Source organism: Glaciecola petra (assembly GCF_031846345.1).
Classification (GTDB): Bacteria; Pseudomonadota; Gammaproteobacteria; order Enterobacterales; family Alteromonadaceae; genus Glaciecola; species Glaciecola petra.
The window spans coordinates 295,081-316,594 of sequence record NZ_JAVRHX010000004.1 but is presented as its reverse complement, the minus strand read 5'-3'; the positions used below and the strand labels follow the sequence as shown (position 1 = coordinate 316,594).

At 39.6% G+C, this 21,514-nt stretch carries 19 protein-coding genes and 1 tRNA gene; 9 read left to right on the top strand and 11 right to left on the bottom strand.

The window, feature by feature from the left end; translation table 11 throughout:
- Positions 1 to 197: 197 nt before the first annotated feature.
- Entirely contained in the window at positions 198 to 1,412 is a 1,215-nt protein-coding gene (locus tag RM552_RS14315) for a DUF418 domain-containing protein (RefSeq protein ID WP_311369538.1), read from the top strand.
- A 5-nt stretch (positions 1,413 to 1,417) separates the two neighbouring features.
- Here RM552_RS14315 and RM552_RS14310 read toward each other — a convergent pair.
- Positions 1,418 to 1,504 (bottom strand) — tRNA-Leu (locus tag RM552_RS14310).
- Positions 1,505 to 1,705: 201 nt separating this feature from the next.
- Between RM552_RS14310 and RM552_RS14305 the strand changes: the two genes are divergently transcribed.
- On the top strand, positions 1,706 to 2,203 hold the full coding sequence (locus RM552_RS14305; protein ID WP_311369537.1) for an RDD family protein: 498 nt from the start codon (positions 1,706 to 1,708) through the stop codon (positions 2,201 to 2,203).
- A 29-nt stretch (positions 2,204 to 2,232) separates the two neighbouring features.
- Here RM552_RS14305 and lptG read toward each other — a convergent pair whose 3' ends face one another.
- Complete coding sequence (gene lptG / locus RM552_RS14300; RefSeq protein ID WP_311369536.1) at positions 2,233 to 3,294, bottom strand: LPS export ABC transporter permease LptG; 1,062 nt, start codon at positions 3,292 to 3,294, stop codon at positions 2,233 to 2,235.
- Complete coding sequence (lptF, locus tag RM552_RS14295; protein WP_311369535.1) at positions 3,287 to 4,390, bottom strand: LPS export ABC transporter permease LptF; 1,104 nt, start codon at positions 4,388 to 4,390, stop codon at positions 3,287 to 3,289. The genes lptG and lptF overlap by 8 nt, the downstream gene beginning before the upstream one ends.
- 325 nt (positions 4,391 to 4,715) lie before the next feature.
- On the opposite strand from lptF, the gene pepA reads away from it, so the two are divergent.
- Genes pepA through RM552_RS14275 form a run of 4 tightly spaced genes read left to right on the top strand, consistent with a single transcriptional unit; the run spans position 4,716 to position 10,669 of the window.
- Positions 4,716 to 6,221 (top strand): leucyl aminopeptidase, encoded by a 1,506-nt coding sequence (gene pepA / locus RM552_RS14290; RefSeq protein ID WP_311369534.1) that lies wholly within the window; start codon positions 4,716 to 4,718, stop codon positions 6,219 to 6,221.
- A gap of 3 nt (positions 6,222 to 6,224) precedes the next feature.
- Entirely contained in the window at positions 6,225 to 6,701 is a 477-nt protein-coding gene (locus RM552_RS14285) for a DNA polymerase III subunit chi (RefSeq protein WP_311369533.1), read from the top strand.
- Between the two features lie 17 nt (positions 6,702 to 6,718).
- Positions 6,719 to 9,490, top strand: a complete 2,772-nt coding sequence (locus RM552_RS14280; RefSeq protein WP_311369532.1) for a valine--tRNA ligase — start codon at positions 6,719 to 6,721, stop codon at positions 9,488 to 9,490.
- A gap of 54 nt (positions 9,491 to 9,544) precedes the next feature.
- Complete coding sequence (locus RM552_RS14275; protein WP_311369531.1) at positions 9,545 to 10,669, top strand: energy transducer TonB; 1,125 nt, start codon at positions 9,545 to 9,547, stop codon at positions 10,667 to 10,669.
- 123 nt (positions 10,670 to 10,792) lie between these two features.
- Here the strand turns inward: RM552_RS14275 and rraB are convergent, their stop codons facing one another.
- Both rraB and RM552_RS14265 read right to left on the bottom strand, forming a co-directional pair.
- Positions 10,793 to 11,200 carry a ribonuclease E inhibitor RraB gene (gene rraB, locus RM552_RS14270; protein ID WP_311369530.1) on the bottom strand — a complete coding sequence of 136 codons (408 nt, stop codon included), beginning with the start codon at positions 11,198 to 11,200 and terminating at the stop codon, positions 10,793 to 10,795.
- A 58-nt stretch (positions 11,201 to 11,258) separates the two neighbouring features.
- Complete coding sequence (locus RM552_RS14265; RefSeq protein ID WP_311369529.1) at positions 11,259 to 11,849, bottom strand: 1-acylglycerol-3-phosphate O-acyltransferase; 591 nt, start codon at positions 11,847 to 11,849, stop codon at positions 11,259 to 11,261.
- Positions 11,850 to 12,163: 314 nt separating this feature from the next.
- Between RM552_RS14265 and RM552_RS14260 the strand changes: the two genes are divergently transcribed.
- Positions 12,164 to 13,273, top strand: a complete 1,110-nt coding sequence (locus RM552_RS14260) for an HD domain-containing phosphohydrolase (RefSeq protein ID WP_311369528.1) — start codon at positions 12,164 to 12,166, stop codon at positions 13,271 to 13,273.
- A 58-nt stretch (positions 13,274 to 13,331) separates the two neighbouring features.
- Here RM552_RS14260 and RM552_RS14255 read toward each other — a convergent pair whose 3' ends face one another.
- Both RM552_RS14255 and RM552_RS14250 read right to left on the bottom strand, forming a co-directional pair.
- Positions 13,332 to 14,756 carry a TonB-dependent receptor gene (locus tag RM552_RS14255; protein WP_311369527.1) on the bottom strand — a complete coding sequence of 475 codons (1,425 nt, stop codon included), beginning with the start codon at positions 14,754 to 14,756 and terminating at the stop codon, positions 13,332 to 13,334.
- Positions 14,757 to 14,898: 142 nt separating this feature from the next.
- Positions 14,899 to 15,855 carry a D-2-hydroxyacid dehydrogenase gene (locus RM552_RS14250; RefSeq protein ID WP_311369526.1) on the bottom strand — a complete coding sequence of 319 codons (957 nt, stop codon included), beginning with the start codon at positions 15,853 to 15,855 and terminating at the stop codon, positions 14,899 to 14,901.
- 152 nt (positions 15,856 to 16,007) lie between these two features.
- Here RM552_RS14250 and RM552_RS14245 point away from each other — a divergent pair, with 152 nt between their 5' ends.
- Entirely contained in the window at positions 16,008 to 16,445 is a 438-nt protein-coding gene (locus RM552_RS14245; RefSeq protein WP_311369525.1) for an SRPBCC family protein, read from the top strand.
- Between the two features lie 6 nt (positions 16,446 to 16,451).
- Here the strand turns inward: RM552_RS14245 and RM552_RS14240 are convergent, their stop codons facing one another.
- Complete coding sequence (locus tag RM552_RS14240) at positions 16,452 to 17,792, bottom strand: peptidoglycan DD-metalloendopeptidase family protein (RefSeq protein ID WP_311369524.1); 1,341 nt, start codon at positions 17,790 to 17,792, stop codon at positions 16,452 to 16,454.
- Positions 17,793 to 18,030: 238 nt separating this feature from the next.
- Between RM552_RS14240 and tyrS the strand changes: the two genes are divergently transcribed.
- Positions 18,031 to 19,230 (top strand): tyrosine--tRNA ligase, encoded by a 1,200-nt coding sequence (gene tyrS, locus RM552_RS14235; RefSeq protein WP_311369523.1) that lies wholly within the window; start codon positions 18,031 to 18,033, stop codon positions 19,228 to 19,230.
- Positions 19,231 to 19,243: 13 nt separating this feature from the next.
- Here the strand turns inward: tyrS and RM552_RS14230 are convergent, their stop codons facing one another.
- Genes RM552_RS14230 through RM552_RS14220 form a run of 3 tightly spaced genes read right to left on the bottom strand, consistent with a single transcriptional unit; the run spans position 19,244 to position 21,505 of the window.
- Positions 19,244 to 19,642 (bottom strand): rhodanese-like domain-containing protein, encoded by a 399-nt coding sequence (locus tag RM552_RS14230; protein WP_311369522.1) that lies wholly within the window; start codon positions 19,640 to 19,642, stop codon positions 19,244 to 19,246.
- 34 nt (positions 19,643 to 19,676) lie between these two features.
- Positions 19,677 to 20,528: a helical backbone metal receptor gene (locus tag RM552_RS14225; RefSeq protein WP_311369521.1), complete on the bottom strand. Its 852-nt coding sequence runs from the start codon at positions 20,526 to 20,528 to the stop codon at positions 19,677 to 19,679.
- A gap of 8 nt (positions 20,529 to 20,536) precedes the next feature.
- Positions 20,537 to 21,505, bottom strand: a complete 969-nt coding sequence (locus RM552_RS14220; protein WP_311369520.1) for a cobalamin biosynthesis protein — start codon at positions 21,503 to 21,505, stop codon at positions 20,537 to 20,539.
- Positions 21,506 to 21,514: the final 9 nt, after the last annotated feature.

The following is a 21,514-nucleotide window of genomic DNA, read 5'->3' as shown; positions in this document are numbered from 1 at the left end:
AACATGTCGATTCATTAAGTGCAGATTGATTAACGACGCTATCTAAAATTAAGAATTGCAGAGGATTTTAGTATTGAGAGTTTCTTTAGCGTCATATTTGTCTTTTATCAACGCAGTATTTGTTAATATGTCTGGTTGAAACGCAAATGCTGTGTTAGCTTCGTGTAGCCTCCTTTATCAAACTGCTAGGAATTGTTATGGACAACACATCTACCGAGCTATCAAATAGGGCTCAACAGCGTACGCGGATAGATTTCTTAGACATTTTAAGAGGTATTTCAATTTGCTTTATTTGTTTTGCGAATATCCAAATTTTTGCAGGTTACCTCTTTTATACCGACGAATATAAAGCGACATTTGAAGCAGCTTCTTTTAATAACATACTTGAAAATATTGAATTAATATTTATTCATGGCAAATTTTATACGCTTTTTTCCTTACTATTTGGCGTTGGAATGAGCATTCAATTTATTCGTTTTAAAGATGATATCTCGGCATATAAACGCTACATGTACAAAAGATTAGCCGTACTTTTACTAATTGGTTTGATTCATATTTGGCTAATTTGGCTGGGTGATATCATCACACTATATGCTGTGCTTGGATTTTTAGTACTGTTGTTGTTTCATTGTTCTTCTCGGACACTTGTCATTATTGGTGTTATATCAATATTACTGCCTATTTTACATGCTATTTTAATGGGGATAATTGGTTTCTACCCAGGCGTGCTCTTCTCAATTTTTATGCAAAAGCTAGCTGAACTTGGCGTACCACCTGGTGACTTATTTGAACAAGCTTTGTATTTAATCATGACTAATAATTTGGAACTACATTTTACAGCAAAACTTTATGACCCATTGGTTAGGATGGCGCTAATAGCGGCAGAAGGCAGAATATTCAAAGTGTTTGGTATTATTTGTTTGGGTGTTGTGGCGGGTCGTCATATCATTAAACATGATTTATTAAGTAATAAACCGTTTTTGCTTAAAACAGCCTTGTTAGGTTTTGTGGTTGGAATACCAGCAAACATAGCGATGGCTATATTGATCGATGCGTCAGAACCTTCTCTGCAATTACTTAGGATAGTTGCTTATGCCTTTGGTGTAGTGCCGCTTGCCTTAGCTTATGCAGCCACTTTAGCCCTAGTGTACAAACGAGCTATAGCATTTTTTAGTATATTTGCACCGCTTGGGAGAATGGCGCTCTCAAACTATCTATCTCAATCTGTGATTGCAATCATTTTGTTCAATGGTTTTGCTGGCGCATTAGGGGGTAAATTAGGCTTAAGCAGCATTTGGATGATCGGCTTTTGTATCGTGGCGATTCAAATAATACTTAGCTACTTTTATTTACTGAAGTTTAAGCAAGGCCCCATTGAATATTTATGGCGAAGGCTCATTCCAAAAACTTAGATAAATGGTACCAGAGGCCGGACTTGAACCGGCACAGTATTACTACCGGCGGATTTTGAATCCGCTGCGTCTACCAATTTCGCCACTCTGGCATAGGGGGAAATTCACTCTTTCGAGAGCAGTGAATTATAGCGATAAGCTGGCGTCTATCAAGTCTTATTTACAGCAATTGATGTCTTTTTAATCACTTAGGCGCATATTTGTTATGATCAACCGCATTCGATGGTACCATTCGATTTATGGCGTCATTTTTTAAACTCTGTCTTAAGTGAATATTCGGTGATAAAAACATCATGAGCGACACCTCTACCCAACGAGCCGGCTTTTTTCGCCGTTTGGCCGCAATGGTATATGATGCGCTAATAGCCGTTGCTGTTGGTATGTTAGCAGCATTAGTGTTTATTGGCGTAATAACCGCTCTGTTAGAAACCGATGTGTTATCCAAGCAAGGATATGAACATGTTAATGAACTTATTCAAGCTTCGTTCGGCTATAAATTGGCCATACAAATATGGGTCGGTTTTTGGGTATGTGGGTTTTTCTTATGGTTTTGGAAGCATGGTGGTCAAACACTAGGCATGCGCGCCTGGCGTTTACGAATATTTAGTTTGCATGAAAATACACCTATAGGATATGGCCGCTTAGTTGTGCGTTTGATTTTTTCACTCGGTGGTTTAGGCACTTTGCTAGTGCTCGTCGATTTTAAATCAAAACAAAGTTTGCAAGATAGAGTTGCTGGCACTCAAATGTTAGTTTTGACTAAGACTCAAAATCACCATAAAAATTGGTGAATGGTCACGTATTCTTGATCTGATATACACTATCGTTTTAGTAATACAACGGCTACAAGCGCAAATAAGCTACTCGGAAGAATGGCACCAAGAATAGGTGAAATTTGAAAAACAAGTGATACTTGACCAAACATTTCATTGGCAATAAAAAAAACAAACCCAGCAAGTACGCCCATTATGGTGCGTGCTCCCATGGTTACCGAACGTAAGGGACCAAAGATGAAAGACATTGCCAATAAGAGCATGACGGCTACTGATACTGGTTGCAAGATTTTACGCCAAAATGCAAGCTCGTATCGCGCGCTGTCTTGTCCATTATTTTGTAAATAATTAACGTAGTCTTGCAGACCTCTTATAGATAGAGCCTCGGGTTTTATGGCTACCACTCCTAATTTATCTGGTGTGATTGAACTTTCCCATATCATATTATCAATACTACTGTTACTTATTTTGTTAGCATCAAATACAACTCTTTCGACTTGATTGAGTTGCCAGTTTTGCAGGTCAAAAACAGCCTGTTTCGCACTGAGAATTTGTGTGAGTTTTAGTGTGTTATCAAACTTATAAATATTGACATCTTGAAGTGTATTTTGGTTAATAACATCGCCAATACTCACAAAATCATTGCCATCTTTTGCCCACGTGAGGGAGTCGGATGATAACAAGCTTCCTCCTGAGAGCGCTTGCGTCCTTATTTGTTTCGCCTTTGCTTCGCTTTCTGGCGTTACCCATTCACCCAGCGCCATTAACGCTATGATAACTAATATCATCGATTTCATAGCACTCATGGTAATCGAGCCTCGAGACAAGCCAGCGCATTGCATCACTACTAATTCGCTACTTTGTGCCAATAAACCCATACCAATTAGCGCGCCTAATAAAGTTGCCATAGGCAAAAATAATTCAATTTCACGAGGTAGACTTAACAAAACATATAAGGCAGCTAAGGTCATGTCGTAGTCGCCTTGGCCTACACGTCTTAACTGCTCGACGAATTTGATTAGTGCACTTAAACCAACAAGAACAGACAATGTAATTGTAACTGTGCTGAGTAATGTACGCCCAATATATAAGTCAATTAGCTTAAACATGCTTTTGCCTTAAAAATAACTGCCGAATAAATACGCCCGTTTTCCGGTCTTTCGCAATTAGTCCAGTCCCCACTAGCAACATGACTAAATGAACCCACCACAAACCAATATAACTAGGGAGTTTTCCATCCTCCATTACCCTTCGACTTGCAAGCAATAATAAAAAATAACCCAAATAAAGAAGTAACGCAGGTAACATACGACCGAAACGACCTTGTCTCGGGTCTACAGCACTCAGTGGCACTGCTATTAATACTAAAAATGGTAAAGACAGTGGAATAGCAATACGCCATTGCAATTCAGCTCGTGCTTCTATGGTCTCTAGGTTCCATAGGTCAATAGTCGGGACCGAGACTAATTTGCGTCGTCTTTCTTGGTTTTCAGCTTCTTTTATTGTAACTGAGTATTCATCAAACAAGACAACTTGGTAATCGTTTGCATTAGTTGTACCTTCGTACTGAGTGCCTTGTTCTAATACCAGTTGTTGGTCACCTAAAATACCTTGCTTAATTCGCCCGCTGGCTGCGTATATTAAGTGCACGTTGTTGTCGGTTGTTCCTGGTTTTGCCAAAAATACTTTTTCTAAGGATTCTGTATCAGAATCGACTTCATGTACAAAAATGATAGAGCTATCTTCACCCGCTTTTTGAAACCGCCCAGGAATAACAGCAGCAAGTCCTGATTTTGCAGCTGCTTCTTCTTGTAGTTGATATTCTTTTTCTAAAGCCAAGGGTGCTAAATATAGTGTCACACAAGCAGTAATAGCAGCAATGATTAATGACACAAATATAGTGATACGTGTTACATACCACTCGCTAACACCACAAGCTTTGAGTACGGTCATTTCGCTGTCAACATACATGCGACCGTGTGCTAATAATACTCCCAAAAATAGACTTATTGGAAGAATTAGTGAGGCCAAAACTGGGCTGTATAATGTGATGAATCCCAGGACCAGATCGGCGGGAACATTACCGTCGGTGGCGTCACCTAAAACGCGAACAAAGCGCAGAGTAACAAAAATAGACATTAGAATAAGAAACACAGCCAATTGTGACTTCAATGTTTCTCTTACTAAGTACCTAAATATCAACATAGTCGAAATAATTCTTTTGATTAAAATATCGTTTTTTAATGGAAATACGGCGATATTTAAGTAAACTGCTTATTTATGACAGTTTTGTGTATTAGCGTGTGTATATATTGCACATCTAAGCTAATCAATCGGCGTGTTTTGCGAAGTTTAGCACAAAACAATGAAAAAATTTTAGTGCTTTGTTTAAACCGATATTATGTTTGTCTATGTATCATAAAAACAAAGCAATGTTTGACTATAAAAATAAAATAGTAAAAGAGTAAATTTTAAGCTAAAACAGCTTTTGTCGACTTATTTTAAGCGTATGCAACGTAAGGGAAATTTAATGGAATTTGGTGTAAAAAGTGGTAGCCCAGAAAAACAACGCAGTGCTTGTATCGTAGTTGGTGTGTTTGAGCCCAGACGTCTAACGCCTGTTGCTGAACAGTTAGACAATATTAGCGAAGGGTATATTAGTAACCTTATCCGCCGTGGCGACCTTGAAGGTAAAGCCGGTCAAATGTTGCTCTTGCATCATGTGCCGAATGTGTTAAGCGAAAGGGTTTTGTTAGTTGGGTGTGGTAAAGAACGCGAGCTAAACGAACGCCAATATAAACAAATAGTTGCTAAGACAATTAAAACCTTGAATGAAACAGGCTCTATGGAAGCTGTAAGTTTTTTAACTGAGTTACATGTTAAAGGCCGTGATACTTATTGGAAAGTACGCCAAGCAGTTGAAGCAGCCAACGAATCTGTTTATACATTTTTGCAATTGAAAACAAAAAAAGGCGAGCCAAGAAGACCGCTACGTAAGATGATATTTAATGTCCCAACTCGCAAAGACTTATCGGTAGGTGAGCGTGCGATAGACCATGCGCTTGCGATTAGTGAAGGTGTAAAACTGGCAAAAGACGTGAGCAACATGCCGCCAAATATTTGTAATCCGCAATATTTAAATGAGCAAGCGGCTGCCATGGTCAAAAATTATGCGAGTTTAAGCTTAGACACCATTAACGAAGCGAAAATGGACGAGCTCGGCATGCATTGCTACTTAGCAGTGGGCAGAGGTTCTGAAAACGAATCTGTTATGAGTGTTATTCATCATAAAGGCGGTAAAAAAGGTGAGGCGCCCATTGTACTGGTTGGTAAGGGTTTAACCTTTGATTCGGGCGGTATTTCACTGAAGCCTGGTGAAGCCATGGACGAGATGAAATACGACATGTGTGGCGCGTCCTCAGTACTTGGTACCATGAAAACTGTTGCAGAAATGAATTTACCAATTAATGTTATTGGCGTAGTTGCAGGATGTGAAAACATGCCTGATGCTAATGCATATAGACCGGGCGATATCCTAACGACTATGTCGGGTCAAACTGTTGAAGTCCTAAATACCGATGCTGAAGGCCGTTTAGTGTTGTGTGATGCTTTAACTTATGTTGAGCGATTTGACCCAGAATTAGTAATTGATATCGCGACACTTACCGGCGCTTGTGTGATTGCCTTAGGCCAGCACGCTACGGCAGTCTTGAGCCAACATAATCCTCTTGCTCATGAAATATTGAACGCATCAGAACAAAGTGCTGACAAAGCGTGGCGTTTACCATTGTGGGATGAATATCAAGACCAAATAGAGAGCCCCTTTGCAGATATGTCAAATTTAGGTGGAAGACCTGCAGGCACGATTACAGCAGCTTGTTTTCTGTCTCGATTTACTAAAAAGTATACATGGGCTCATTTGGATATTGCTGGCACGGCATGGAAGAGTGGAGCCAATAAAGGCGCTACTGGCAGACCAGTACCAATGCTTTCACAATACTTGATGAACAAGGCCGATGTGGTAGTTGGCGACTAGACGATGGCAAATTTGGTTTCTTTTTTTGCGGTATCTGATCAAAATTCTGACCATGGATCAAATCAATACCCTGTAAACTATCCGCCGGAGCATATTAAAGCAGCTGAGCTTGCCTATGAAAATGTAAAACTCAGAAAGAAAACAACGGTTCTTTGTACCACTAAAACCGACGCAGAAGCATTTGATGATTTTATTTGGCAATACCCCGCAGATAAATTCATTCCTCACAATTTGTATGGTGAAGGGCCAGATATGGGCACACCAGTAGAAATTTTGTGGCTTTCAGCTTTTGCTAATATGGCCAAAATCCGCAATACAGATATGTTAATCATATTGTCGAATAGTTTTTTTGAAGCACAACACCAGGCCAAGCACATCATTGATTTTGTTCCTGTAGACGAACAATTAAAAGCTCAAGCGAGAGAGCGATATAAGCAGTATAAAAGAGCTGGTTGTCAGCTCGAATATACAGGCATATAAAATATTTGAGATAAAAAATGGAAAAGACTTTTGATCCAAACAAAATAGAACAGGCTTGCTACCAGCAGTGGGAAAAGCAGGGTTTGTTTAAGCCTAGCGGCATTGGCGAGCCTTATTGTATTTTGTTACCGCCGCCTAATGTGACCGGAAATTTGCATATGGGACATGCTTTTCAGCACACCATCATGGACGCTCTCACGCGTTATCATAGAATGAAAGGCAATAATACATTGTGGCAATGCGGCACCGACCATGCCGGAATTGCAACTCAAATGGTAGTTGAACGTCAACTAAATGCCGACGACTTAACACGTCACGACTTAGGAAGAGAAAAGTTTGTAGAGCGTGTTTGGGATTGGAAAAAAGAATCAGGCGGCAATATAAGCCAGCAAATGCGTCGATTAGGAACTTCGCCAGATTGGTCGCGCGAAGTTTTCACTATGGACGAAAACTTGTCCAAAGCAGTGCAAGAAGTTTTTATACAACTTTATAACGAGGGTTTAATTTATCGTGGAAAACGCTTAGTTAATTGGGATCCGGTTTTACTTACTGCGGTATCGGATTTAGAGGTCGAAAGCGAAGAAGAAGATGGTTTTATGTGGCATATGCGCTATCCAATGGCCGATGGTAGCGGTGATATTGTTGTTGCAACAACCCGCCCTGAAACGATGTTGGGTGATACTGCAGTGGCCGTTAATCCTGAAGATGAGCGCTATCAGTCTTATGTTGGTAAATTTATAAAGTTACCGCTCACAGGGCGAGAAATTCCGATTATTGCTGATGATTACGTAGACGCAGAGTTTGGCACAGGTTGTGTGAAAATCACGCCTGCCCACGACTTTAACGACTACGATATGGGTAAGCGCCACAATTTACCGATGATCAACATCTTAACGGATGATGCAAAAATCAATGACAATGCGCCTGCAGATTATCAAGGCTTGGATCGTTTTGACGCGCGTAAAAAAGTTGTGTCTGACTTAGAAAGCTTAGGTCTTTTAGTTGAAATAAAGCCGCATAAATTAAAAGTGCCACGCGGTGACAGAAGCCAAGCGGTAATCGAACCTTACTTAACCGACCAATGGTATGTGGCAGTAGAGTCCTTAGCAAAGCCTGCGATTGAGGCTGTGAAGTCGGGCGAAATTCGCTTTATCCCTGAAAATTGGGACAAAACGTATTACCAATGGATGAACAACATTCAAGACTGGTGCATATCGCGTCAGTTATGGTGGGGACATCGAATTCCTGCTTGGTTTGATGATGCCGGCAATATATACGTGGGTAAAGACGAGCAAGATGTGCGTCAACAAAATTCTTTAGCTGATGATGTTGTTTTAAAACAAGACGAAGATGTACTGGATACCTGGTTTTCTTCTGCTTTGTGGCCATTTGCTACCATGGGATGGCCTGAAGAAACACCTGAATTGGATACCTTTGTTCCAAGCTCAGTGTTAGTCACGGGTTTTGATATTATTTTCTTCTGGGTTGCTAGAATGATAATGATGACTAAAAAATTCACCGGTCAAATACCTTTCAAAGACATTTATATTACTGGTTTAGTGCGTGACGAAAACGGCGATAAAATGTCTAAATCGAAAGGTAACGTGCTTGACCCAATTGATGTTATTGATGGCATTGACCTAGAAGCCTTGGTGGCGAAACGAACCAGTGGCATGATGAAACCCAAAGATGCCGCTAAAATTACCAAAGTAACACGTAAACAGTTTAGTGATGGCATTGACGCCTATGGCACAGATGCCTTGCGTTTTACATTTGCCGCGATGGCGTCTACCAGTCGTGATATTAATTTTGATATGAGCCGAGTAGAAGGCTATAGAAACTTCTGCAACAAAATATGGAACGCTACTCGTTTTGTCTTAATGAATACCGAAGAGTTTGATACGGGTAATAAAGGCGGAAACCTTAGCTTAAGCGTCTTTGACGAATGGATATGGTCTCGCTTCCAAGATACCCTTGCCGAGTTCGAAAAAGCCATTGCGCAATACCGGTTTGATATTGCTGCCCAAGCCCTGTACGAATTCACTTGGAATCAGTTTTGTGATTGGTATTTGGAGCTCTCTAAAGCGGTGTTAAACTCTGACAAAAGCAGTGATGACGAAAAACGAGGTACTCGTCATACTTTAATCAATGTTCTTGAGCATTTAATGCGCTTGTTGCATCCTGTGATGCCTTTTATAACAGACGAAATCGCGCAAAAACTCAAACCCCTTTCAGCAAACGATAGCAACGCTGCTAGTATTATGGTGGATGCTTTCCCGCTCTATCAAGTTAGTCGCAAGAATGAGCAAGCAGAGAACGATATCGAATGGGTGAAATCTTTTGTTGTAGGTATTCGTAATATACGTGGTGAAATGGATATACCACCATCGAAAAAATTACCAGTATTGTTAGCTAATGCTAGCTCAAAAGATATCGACAGGTTGGCAAAAACTCAAGACTATTTGGTACTATTGGCAAAATTAGAGTCTGTTTCGGTGCTTGATAATTCTGAAAAAGCGCCAGCGTCTGCAACAGCAATTGTGGGCGAAATGGAAATTATGATCCCCATGGCAGGCCTTATAGACAAAGACGCTGAGTTAAAACGCCTAAATAAATCGGCAGAAAAACTTGAAAATGACGTTAAGCGCACGGAAGGTAAGTTAAGCAATGAAAATTTTGTTGGTAAAGCACCCGAAGCGGTTATCAATAAAGAACGAGCGAAATTAGAAGATGCGCAAATGCAATTGAGTAAAATTCAAGAGCAAATAGAAACGATTAAAGCCCTTTAATAATAAATAGTGTGCATAAAGGGAGCTTAGAAATTAACAATAAGGATATTACTGATGAAATCTAAAACAAATGAGCTACTTAAAACGTCATTTGCTGCTTTGCTTATTTTGGCAAGTAGTATTGTTTTATCACAAGAGTCACTATTGCCCTGTGATGAAGTAGAACAAGAAGTCTTAGAAGATACTGCTTTGGATGAGGTCGCGCTGGTTACTTCATATCAGCCTGCGGTAGCTATAAAAAGAGCCCAACCTAAATATCCCACAAGTGCCGCTAAGTCTGGAGCAGAAGGCTGGGTTCAAATGTCGTTTGTAATAGATGAAGCAGGAAAAGTACAAGATCCTGAAGTGCAAGATTTTGGTGGTGATAGAGCATTTAAAGCCGCTGCTTTACGTGCAATAAAGCAATGGGAGTATTCACCGGCCATCAAAGATGGCAAGCCTACTGAACAATGCCAGTCGCTAGTTAGGTTTAATTTTATGATGGGTGGTAAGCCTGGGGCGTCGAGGAAGTTTTTCTATAATTATAAAAAAGCGTCAAAACTTGTTGATGAAGGCAATATTGAGGCGGCTGAAGTCATCGTTACAAAGCTTCATAACAGAAAGGAAAATAACCGTTACGAGAACGCTTGGTTATGGAGCATAGATCATAAAATTGCAAATAAAACTAATAACAAAAAACGCGAAATTATTGCTCTTAAGCGAACTATTCAGAGTGCGGTTGGGCATGCAGATGAACATCGTAGTTTTGACGACAAATATATTGCTTATTTGCATTATCGCTTGTTTTTGTTGCTTGCTGACAAAGGATCGTACGCTGAAGCATTAGCTACCAGTGAAAAGTTAGCCAAGCTCAATAATGGCACCGCTATTATTGAAAAATTACAACCTAGCATTGACAAAATAAATAACTTTTTAGCGTCAGACCAAAACCTTTTTATAAATAAGAAAATTGACGTTGATGGTCAAATTTTTCACCGCTTGGCGAGAAATAGCTTTGCCTTTGTGGATATTAAAGGAAAGCTCGATACAGTTGAAGTAAGGTGTGACACAAAACGAGAGAAGTACACTGTGGCAGAAGAGCACATTTGGAAATTACCTGCCTCTTGGGGTAAGTGTATATTGATGATTGAAGGCGACAGTGAAGCTGAGTTTGCTTTAGTTGAAGTCGGGCAAACATAATATAAAGTGTAAGTGGTAGCTTCAATATATCGAACACTATTTACAAGGGCCAAACCTGAGCAACACGGCAATATTTATTGCAGCAGAAGCGGGAATAGTTAGGCAATTGAAAGACTAGGGTTGTTATTCCGAATCGCCCAAGTAATCGTCGTCGTCAAAGTCATCTTCCATGCTTATCGCATCGTCACCCATATAATAGGTGCCCCATCCGTCATAATGCACTTTATGTTTTTCAGCAACTTTAAGCAGTGCATCTACATCAGTATTAAATACTTCAACATTCAATTTTTTTTTGACGACGGCATCGAAACAAAAAACGGTACCACCGTCATCTAATATCAATTCCTCTGCATCAGTCACTTCAAAGCCGGCTTTAAACGCGTCAACGGCTGCTTTTTCGAGTGCTTCAAAGTTTTTGCATGCGAGATGATGTTCGATCGTATGAGCTTGTGCTAAGTCAGTACCGTCTTCGGTCAATGCTTCAATTGTTTCTGCATTAAATTCATACCATTGTTGCGCTTCTTCGGTCATCTTCTTCCCTCGGTAAAACTACCTTTGTTAAATTACTTCGACCGATATATTGACCGGCTTATTTCTCTAAAACTGCTGCTTCTTTACTAATACGTTCAAAATTCTCTTGCATGAATTGATGCATATCGTTTGCAAGTTGACGGGCATTAATATCACTAGAGTATGGCACTGGCTCTAGCATTTCAACTATCACACACCCATTGTTCCATCGGTTTAGCTTAATTTTACCTTTATTGGTCTCACTGCATACTACGACGACTATATCTTTCTTTTCAGCCAAAGCTAATCTAAAGGCGCCTGTTTTAAAGGGTAACAATCCTTTGCCTCTGCTTCTTGTGCCCTCAGGAAACATCCATATTGACAAATTTCTCTCACGCATTTTGTCTGCAGTGAGGCTAAGAGTATCGCGAGCACGTGAGGTGTTCTTGCGGTCAATCATGATATTGCCCGACAACCAATATATGAGACCAAAAATAGGTATCCATTTCAGACTTTTTTTACCCACTGTCACCACGCCAGGAATCGCACCATGACTAACAGTTGCTAAGTCATACGTATTTTGATGATTGGCAATGCAAACATAGGTCTTGTTAGAGTCGATATTTCCCGGAGTACGGTATATTAATTTTACACCCAAAATATAAGCCATAGTGGAATATACCTTGCCTGCAAAGTAAACGTTGTTTCTATGCATAGGTCTTATTAAAAAAATAATAATAAGAAATGCATTCATCAAAATAAAATAAATCAACAATACAAAAAATCTGATTATTGCCAGCACTAGCCATTCCTATAAAAATAACGCTTGTGGATTATACCTGCTATGAAAGAAATACAAAGCATATGTATTAATAAACTTTCCAATAAGCCGATATAAACACATTGAATAGAGCAATAGCAATTAAGCCACGGTTTAATTTGCTCTGCATATATAAAAATAAATTATTGATTAGGTAAGCATTCATGACCGTTTTTACACCCGAAGAAGTCGATGAAGATATATTGGGCGATTTGAAAGAAGAAATTGTTGAGTTGCATGAGGCGAGTGAGCAAACCTTGATTGAACTCGAATTAACGCCACAAGATAAGGACCTACAACGAGCGCTATTTAGATCGATACACACTATCAAAGGCGATCTTGGCTTGGTTGGATTTTTACCCATGGTGGGCGTACTGCAGCATCTTGAAGATATTCTTGATCTTATGCGTAAAGGAGAGTTGAGTTATACCAGTCAATTAAGCGACTTAGTATTAAAACTAATGGACATAGTTTCTAAGTTTGTTGGCGATTGCATTAATTCAGGTAAAGCAGAATTTGACGGAAATGCTATTGAAAATACCATAGAAGTCATAGAGTCGGTATCTGCAAGCAACAAAAGCGAACATGAGGCACTATTGGAAAAGGCAGTTTATGCCTTAACTAATCAAGTCTGGGTAGCTGCTCAAGATCAGCATGACAGAATACCAAAGACCGGTGTTCCCAAAGATATTTCAACAGAACTACAGCCGGATGTTTTGTTTTTTAGAGAGTTGATGCGCCCCATCGAAAAACGGATTGGCTATCCTGAAGGAAGAGGCGACCAAGTTGCTGCTTTAGCCTTATTCATTAATCGTTTAAGCGAAGAGCCGGTTGCCGAAGAACAACTTGCGGTAGCTTGCTATGCACATGATTTTGGAATGGCTTTTATGCCACGAGACATCATTAATAAAAAAACCAAATTAGACAAAATGGAAGAAAATTTATTACGTTCACATGTGTATAAGAGTACTCGTTTAATTGAGCATTTAAATGCATGGGATGGTGCAAGAAAAATCATTATGCAGCATCACGAATATATCGATGGAAGTGGTTTTCCATTGGGGATTAAAAGTGAAGATATATGCGAAGGGGCGAAGCTTTTAGCCATAATCGACCGCTATGTTAGTCTTATACAGCCATCAAATGAACAAATAGCATTATCAGAAGTGGATGCGGTTATTTATTTAAATAAAGAGTATAAAGGTAAATTGAGTGGATCTTGGTTACGTTTATTCAATAAAGGCATGACAACACATTTGAAAACGCAACACTAGTTGACGATTATGACATAAAAGAAAAGACGCCCGATTATGTTAGGGCGTCTGTTACCAATTATCTTCTTGCTTTCTTAAAACCAAAAAAGCCAGAATCGATGATTTCTTTTGCAACTGGTTCAGGGAGTAGATTTTCCCAATCACCTCTTCCTTCACGCAATTGCTTCAATACTTCTCGCGAATAAATTTTAAATAGGTCAATGTTACTGGTATTTATGCCGTGTAAAAAACCATTTTCGAGTAAATGTCTATAAAGAAAACGTAAGTGTTCTTGGACTTTGACATCGGTAAATTCTCTTAATTCGCCGTCGGCGTTAAGTTCAGGGTAAATATAAAGCCTGGTATTGTCCGGGAACAGCTTACCAAAGCCCTCTAAAATCCCACCTTCAACACCCTTATAGGAGTCTTCATCGAAGATTTGTGCAATGTTAATCATGCCCACGACAATACCAATTTGCATTTTGGTGTATTGTCTAAAATAAGCGCGCAAAGAAAAATATCGAGTGTAGTCTGAAACCAGCACGTTATAACCCAATAGATTGAGTAACTGCACCCGCTCAACTAAGTCTTTTTCGGGCACTTGATTATCGTGACCTCTAGCATCATTTAAGCTGATTTCAGCAATGGTTAAGGTATTCTCTTCATTCATACCTTCACGTTCATAAAATGCTTTTTTACCTTGCTCTATCATATCTACATTTAAATTCGTCACTGGCTTAAACGAACCTCGTATAGTCAATACATTTTTCTTGTAGAGCATTTCTGCAGGAACCCCCACAGAGCCGTCGGCCTTAAACATAACGGCACGTGTTTTCCAACTACGAATAAGGTGTAGATTTATCGCTTTATTATCAATATCTTCAAAATAAGGACCTAAAAACTCGATAGAGTCTATTTCGATTCGACCAGGTTTGATACTGTCAGTTAGCGAGTCGATAATCATCTTAGGGTTTTCAAAATAATAGTAGGCCGCATAGATTAAATTCACACCAAGCACACCTAAGGCCTGTTGTTGTGCCTCGGCATTGTCGTCTCGCATCCTAACATGAACTTTGATATTGGAGGGTTCAGCCCCCGGATAAAGCTGTATTCTAATGCCGCACCAAGCATGGCATTCGTTGTCACGGTTGAAACTCTTTGCTGCAACAGTCGCAGCATAGGCAAAATAACGGGAGGTTTTTGAACGAGCCTCGCCAACCCGCTCTAGAACAAGATCAAACTCTTGTGCCATCATTGCTTTTAAACGTGATTTACTGACATATCTGCCATCGTCTTGAACACCATAAATAGCATCCGAGAACTTCATGTCATAAGCTGACATTGTTTTCGCGATGGTGCCTGCTGCGGCTCCAGCAATAAAGAATTGTCGAGCAACTTCTTGTCCTGCTCCTATTTCTACAATTGTACCGTATTTCTTTTCGTCTAAGTTCAAACGCAGCGCTTTGTCTGTCGTCGATCGAGAACTTACATTCTTGTGTTCCATGGTAAGGCTCCGGAGAAAATTGAAGGCGCATAGAAAATGAGCGCTATAATAAACATTGTATCGGTATAACACAACATAACTTAACTGTTTTAGTACGTAAAATACACGCTCAAGCTCAGGTATTTACTAGGATTTACTAATTTCAGTAGCCCTTGTTAAAGTCATGTAAATACAAAAGCTCATTATTGTTGGTATAGCGTTGTGCATTTTCTAAAAACACCTCAAATACTGAAGTGGGTTCTGATACGGCAGCTGTGTGACAAGTGATATGAATATTCGGGTTGAGGTAATATGGGTGTTCTTGTGGCAAGGGTTCTTGTTCAAAAACATCGAGTACGGCTCCTGAAAGGAATCCTTTATTAATGGCCATTATAAGAGATGTGGGTTCATCAATAATGCTGCCTCTTCCCGCATTAATGAATATGGAATTTTTTTTCATGTGATTAAAAAATTTAGCGTCACACATACCAATTGTGGTGTCTGTTTCGGGCAAAAGATTCACTAAATAATCGCATTTAGCCGTAAACGCATACAAATCATCCCCGATATACTCAGAGACACCTGTAATATTTTTTATGCTGTTTGAATAGCCGAGTACCTTCATCCCCAAGTTATTTGCTGCACTTGCGACTTGCTTGCCAATACTGCCTAACCCCATTATTCCTAGGGTTTTATTACTCAAAATGTCGATAGGCAATTGTTGCCATACACCTTTACTTTTAAGATTTTGATATTGTTCGATTTTACGATGAAAATATAAAATGTAAGATAAAACATATTCGCTCATTCGTTGTGCAAAAATGCCTTTTACGCCGCTTACTTTTATGTGTTTTAAGTCACTTTTTTGCAATACGTTATTGCCTGCCCACGTAGATTGTATCCATAGCAATGATTGACATTTATGGGCAAATTTCGCTGCTATATCCGGTTCACTTATCAACACCTCAGACTCATTTTGTACCCGACGCAATTTTACAGAATCGTTATCTGTGCCTGCATAGATTACTTCGTAGTTTTGAAGAAGTTGTGCCTCACATTCAAACATTGAGAGATATTCTTTATAGTCTCTGCTAACAATCGCCAGTTTGATTTTACTCACAATAAAAGCCGTTAGTTAGGTTTAGTTAAATACTACCTGTTAATTAAGTGTATGAATAGGATCAAATGCACTCACGAACTTGCTTAGCTTGCCGATACAAAAAAATGTCGAAATTGGAACTATCGAACAAGTAAAAGGAGTGTTTTACATACATGTACGACTTTACACTTAAAGGTGTGTTAAATGCAGACATTGATTTAGTTTATGAAGCATTTAATGAGCCGAGCGTTTTATCAAAATGGTTTGCTCCAGGTGATTTAATTGTATCTCAATTTGTGTCTAATTTTTTGGAAGGTGGCGATTTTAGAGTTGTTTTTCAAAGCCCCGATGGCTTTCAACAATCGGCGGTGGGAACTTATCAACAAATAGAACAGAACGCTTTAATTAGTTTCACATGGCGTTGGGATGACACTAACGACATAACCAAAGTCAAAGTGTGTTTTAAACAAACACCAAATTTAAGCACACAGATAGAGTTGTCACAGTCTGGTTTTCATGTAGAAAATGAAATGCTTCTGCAGCAACATGGTTGGATGGCAAGTCTTGAAAAGCTTTCTCTTGTTACCCGTCAATCAACAGTAAGTGTTTAGCGCAAACTAGTTCTTAGCCAGCATTATCTGTTTATGCTTGCCCATGAGCGTGACTTTGCGTTTGGCAATCTCCAAAAATTTAATCTTTTCTTTTGCCTCAATAGGTTCTGCTTTTGGCAGGGCAACTGTGCGAGGATTTCTGTGAACACCATCAACGAGAAATTCGTAGTGTAAATGCGCACCGGTTACCATACCTGTGCCGCCTAAATACCCAATAACTTGTCCCTGTTTGACAGTTTGCCCCACTTTTACTGCGCGTTTGGTAAAGTGTAGATATTTGGTTTGATATTTTTCACCATGTTGTAAAAATACATGATGACCATTAAAGCGATCATAACCCGACTTTATTACTTTGCCGTCTCCAGCGGCCATTACTGGCGTGCCAATTTTTGCAACATAATCAACACCTCTATGCGGTTTTATACGTTTTTGAACAGGATGCAAGCGGCGTGGGTTGAAGTTGGAACTGACATATTTAAAATTAATTGGAGCGCGTAAAAAGCTTTTACGCATACTGCGACCCTCTGGCGTGTAGTAACGACCATCGGTATACCTAATTGCCGTGTAAGTATCGCCTTGGTTAGTAAATTCAGCCGCTACGATGTCACCATATCCTACAAATTCTCCGTCAATATATAATTCTTCGTATACCACATTAAAGTCATCTCCTTCTCGGATCTCTTGGGCAAAATCAATGTCCCAACCAAAGATACCGGCCAATTCCATAATTTTATTGTCGCTCAGGCCGGCTGCGGTGCCTGCATTCCAAAAGTTACTGGTAATTACTCCTTGACCGAAACCCAGAACACGATCGATATTCTTAGTTTCGACTTCCGAATTATAGCCATCATCGCTTGCAGTGATAATGAGGGTCTCGGTATTTGAAAACGGGTAATGTAAGGCATTTAAGTGTTTTGAACCGCCGGAATTGGATAGCTTGTCGCCCTTGTCATCGTTACTTTTTTCTTCAATGCTTAGGTAAAGCAAATCGTTTGGTTTCATTCGGGTTAAGCGTTTTGCGTCTTCGCTGGCTTGACTGACTTTAAACGTTGTTTGAGGACTCAATCCAAAATTAGAAAATATTTTGGCAAGTGTGTCGCCACGTTTGACCGTATATGAGCTAAGTTCAATATCAGCATGCTGTGTATCAATGTCTAATGATTCGCTGGGCGTGATGCGTATCTCTACAGGATATTTTACGCCAACTTCAAGTTCCATGATATTTAATGCACGCGAAGCCTCACTCCTATCCGCAGGCCAAAAAACTAAGCTCAATACCACAAGCCCTAAAAATAATAAGGCGAATCTGTGGGGTTTTGGCAGATGTTTTATTGTATTGTGGATCATAGACTCGTAAACTATGTGCTCGCGATTTGACAACTCTTAAACAGCAGAATATAACGATTTTGGTCCGTATTCCAGCTAAAAGGTTCAATTTACTAGTTAAAGCATTTGTACATCTATCAGTATTTTGTTTTATTAAGCTTGCTTTATTTGCCTTTTAAAAGCGGTTGTGTAAGGTCATTTGCATAAGAATTATGCGGATAGATATGAATAAAAAAACACCATACAACAGGATTATTACATGGCAAGTTGGGAAGCAGCATTTGCTGAAATAAAACGTGGTTCAGATGAGATTTTAATAGAAGAAGACCTTATTGAACGCTTAAAGAGCACTAAACCTCTAAAAGTGAAAGCTGGCTTTGATCCAACTGCACCCGATTTGCATCTTGGGCATACAGTCTTAATCAACAAACTCAGAACTTTCCAGCAACTTGGGCATGAAGTAATATTTTTGATAGGAGATTTTACCGGACTTATTGGTGACCCAACCGGTAAAAACGTGACCCGAAAGCCCTTAACTGAAGCGCAAATTTTAGAAAACGCAAAAACTTATCAAGAACAAGTATTCAAAATTCTCGACCCTGAAAAAACCACGATTAGGTTTAATAGCGAATGGATGAATAAGCTGGGTGCTGCGGGAATGATTAAACTAGCGGCTAGCCAAACCGTCGCCAGAATGTTAGAGCGAGATGACTTTAAAAAACGCTATGCAAATGGCCAAGCTATTGCGATTCATGAATTCTTATACCCATTGGTTCAAGGCTGGGATTCAGTTGCTTTAGAAGCTGATGTAGAGCTTGGTGGAACCGATCAGCGGTTTAATCTATTGATGGGACGAGAACTCCAAAAGTCGCAAGGCCAAGCACAACAAACTGTATTGATGATGCCTTTGCTAGAGGGCTTAGACGGTGTGCAAAAAATGTCAAAGTCCCTTAATAATTATATTGGTATCACTGACGCACCAAATGACATGTTTGGCAAAATCATGTCTATCTCTGATGAGTTGATGTGGCGATATTTTGATTTGTTGAGCTTTAGAGCCATTGATGATATCGCAGCATTGAAAGTTCAAATTGAAGAAGGGCGAAATCCGCGTGACGTGAAAATAGAATTAGCAAAAGAAATTATCGCGCGTTTTCATAGCGATGCTGCTGCTGAGGTCGCACATCAAGATTTTATTCAACGCTTTCAAAAAAATGCGATACCTGACGAAATGCCCGAACTTGAAATTTCACTCGACCAAGACGGTATAGTCATTGGCAATTTACTAAAGCAAGCCTCCTTGGTAGGGTCAACATCTGATGCTATGCGCATGATTAAGCAGGGCGCAGTAAAGATTGATGGTGAAAAAGTTACTGATACTCGGCTACGACTAGCGCAAAGTGGCACTGCCGTGTATCAAGTTGGTAAACGAAAGTTTGCCCGTGTAACACTAAGGTAAGCATACACTGGTGTTAGGGCTTTTCGATTGGCAGGGCGTTTTCTTCCCATGCCAAATAGTCGCCTTCTAGGTGCAACAAGTTTTGAAAGCCTTGTTGCTCTAAAAAATGAATAGCGCGACCTGCTCTGACTCCAGACCGGCAATAAACAACGATTTGCTGAGACTTATCCCCCAATTTAGCAAGCGCATCGGGTAATTCAGCGACAGGTATATTAATCGCACCAGGAACGTGACCATTATTAAACTCATTAACCGTTCGCACATCTAACAGAAGCACTTTGCTATGCTCGTCGTTGCTTTTTGTTAAGCTTAAAAAGTCGTTTGCGCTTATACTTTGGTTTTCTTCTGCAAATGTTATGCATGTGGCGCTCAGCAACAAGATTCCCATAACAAGGGTCGTGATATTTTTCATAATCTTATCCTTTTAACAGTGTAATGTGGTTTACCTAATCATTTAAGTTAGTCTGTTTGACCAGATTGCACAAGCGAATAGTTTCGTCAATCGCTCGTGGTGTAAATCGATGCATTGCATCAGGATTGATCATCAATACTGAGGTCTTCTTAAGCACACGTGAATGAGCTTCCCAAAATGATCGTTCTAGGTCATAAGTGGACCCATTAGCAGCGATAATTATTTCGGGTTGACGCCTAATAATATCCGCAATATTTAATTGTGGGTATGCCTGAACCTTGTCGTGATAAATATTTTCTAAATGACACAAATTAAGTAGGCTGTTTAACCAAGGATCGTTCCCCAATCCGACCATTGGCACTTTATTCAAATAATAAACGACGGATCTTAGGTTTTTACGCTCATCATTGAGCGCTCTTAATTTAGCCTCAAGATTATTGGCAAGTATATTTGCTTTCTTGGTTGAATTTAAGAATGCGCCAATATTTCTGATATCGCTAACGAGATCTTGTGGTGTGGCAATCGATGATAAATAAATATTAAAACCTTGCTCTCGAAGCCGCTGAATGTCAGCGTCTTTGTTGCCACCTTGCCACACTAAAATATGGCTTGGTTGCAAACGAATTATCGATGCAATATTGGCGCCCTGATAGCTGGCCACTGTTGGCAATTCAGACGCCTCTGGTGGAAAGTCACTGTAATCACTTACTCCGACTAAGTAAGTTTGTTGTTCAAGCGCATAAACAATTTCAGTTAAATGCGGGCTGAGTGCAATGATACGCTTGTTTGTTTCATAGCTTTGAGTGGTATCAACAGAGTAGCTGCTTGCATGGGGTAAAATGCCTCCACTTATGATGAATATGAAAAATACTAAGGTTTTATTCATTGTTGTTTTCAAACTAGGTAGACGCAAACGGCCCCAAATAATACGATAATTAATAAATGGATGTTCAATTTGTTTTGCAACTTGTTGACGTCCATTGGTTCTGGTTCTAATTGACTCAACGCTATATATCGTTGACGAGATATTTTTTGATTATCATAAAAAATTGGGCCACCCGTATTTTTGTTGATGATAAGCCTAAGGGTTTGACGCATGACTTCTGCTGGGCACAATATGCTTTGACGCCATGTTTTGATGTTAGCATAGTCTTTCACAAATGATGTTGGCGAAAATAATAAACAAAAAAGCATATTCGATAATAAGCTTGGTAAACATTGGATTGTTCGACAGCTTATTTGTGTAAAGCGTGAAAAATGGTTAAATGCAGTATGCTTACCGTTCCATGATTGTGAGCAAGTAAAACTTAATCTATAGGCAAAGGCCGCTAGTGGGCCAAGCAGTAAAAAACAAAAAATGACACTAACATATTGATATTGATAGCGCGCAAATAAGCCTTCGACAAGCGCCTTCGACAACCCCATTTTAGACAACAATTTTGTTTCTCTGCGTAGTTTTTGCTGCGATAGTTCTCTAGCTAGAGTAAGTTTATCTTGTGACAGCGCGCTAGACGCGCTTAAAAAAATATGTCGATCGCTATTAAATTGCAGTGACAACCACAATAAAATGATGTTGAGTAACCAAGGCAATCCAGCAAGCAGATACAAGGCGGCAACAATCGTTACAAACGGCAAAACTAGAATTAAATGAGCACTAAACCCTGCTATTGATTGCTGTTTGGGTGTATGTGTAGATTTTAGTACCTTTGTTGTCATTCTCACTGAGAGCAAGTTAAATAAATCAAGTGGGTTTATAGACGACGGAATGGGGACATATTTATCCAACACTAAAGCAGCTAATAAAACCCAAATAGTGCTCAATTCAGACAGCATCGCTAGGTAGTTAAAGTCACTTAGATTCAATAGATTTTA

Coding starts and splice junctions, on each gene's coding strand:
- RM552_RS14315 (WP_311369538.1), top strand. CDS start 198: ATGGACAACACATCTACCGAGCTATCAAATAGGGCTCAACAGCGTACG.
- RM552_RS14305 (WP_311369537.1), top strand. CDS start 1,706: ATGAGCGACACCTCTACCCAACGAGCCGGCTTTTTTCGCCGTTTGGCC.
- lptG (WP_311369536.1), bottom strand. CDS start 3,294: ATGTTTAAGCTAATTGACTTATATATTGGGCGTACATTACTCAGCACA.
- lptF (WP_311369535.1), bottom strand. CDS start 4,390: ATGTTGATATTTAGGTACTTAGTAAGAGAAACATTGAAGTCACAATTG.
- pepA (WP_311369534.1), top strand. CDS start 4,716: ATGGAATTTGGTGTAAAAAGTGGTAGCCCAGAAAAACAACGCAGTGCT.
- RM552_RS14285 (WP_311369533.1), top strand. CDS start 6,225: ATGGCAAATTTGGTTTCTTTTTTTGCGGTATCTGATCAAAATTCTGAC.
- RM552_RS14280 (WP_311369532.1), top strand. CDS start 6,719: ATGGAAAAGACTTTTGATCCAAACAAAATAGAACAGGCTTGCTACCAG.
- RM552_RS14275 (WP_311369531.1), top strand. CDS start 9,545: ATGAAATCTAAAACAAATGAGCTACTTAAAACGTCATTTGCTGCTTTG.
- rraB (WP_311369530.1), bottom strand. CDS start 11,200: ATGACCGAAGAAGCGCAACAATGGTATGAATTTAATGCAGAAACAATT.
- RM552_RS14265 (WP_311369529.1), bottom strand. CDS start 11,849: ATGGCTTATATTTTGGGTGTAAAATTAATATACCGTACTCCGGGAAAT.
- RM552_RS14260 (WP_311369528.1), top strand. CDS start 12,164: ATGACCGTTTTTACACCCGAAGAAGTCGATGAAGATATATTGGGCGAT.
- RM552_RS14255 (WP_311369527.1), bottom strand. CDS start 14,756: ATGGAACACAAGAATGTAAGTTCTCGATCGACGACAGACAAAGCGCTG.
- RM552_RS14245 (WP_311369525.1), top strand. CDS start 16,008: ATGTACGACTTTACACTTAAAGGTGTGTTAAATGCAGACATTGATTTA.
- RM552_RS14240 (WP_311369524.1), bottom strand. CDS start 17,792: ATGATCCACAATACAATAAAACATCTGCCAAAACCCCACAGATTCGCC.
- tyrS (WP_311369523.1), top strand. CDS start 18,031: ATGGCAAGTTGGGAAGCAGCATTTGCTGAAATAAAACGTGGTTCAGAT.
- RM552_RS14230 (WP_311369522.1), bottom strand. CDS start 19,642: ATGAAAAATATCACGACCCTTGTTATGGGAATCTTGTTGCTGAGCGCC.
- RM552_RS14225 (WP_311369521.1), bottom strand. CDS start 20,528: ATGAATAAAACCTTAGTATTTTTCATATTCATCATAAGTGGAGGCATT.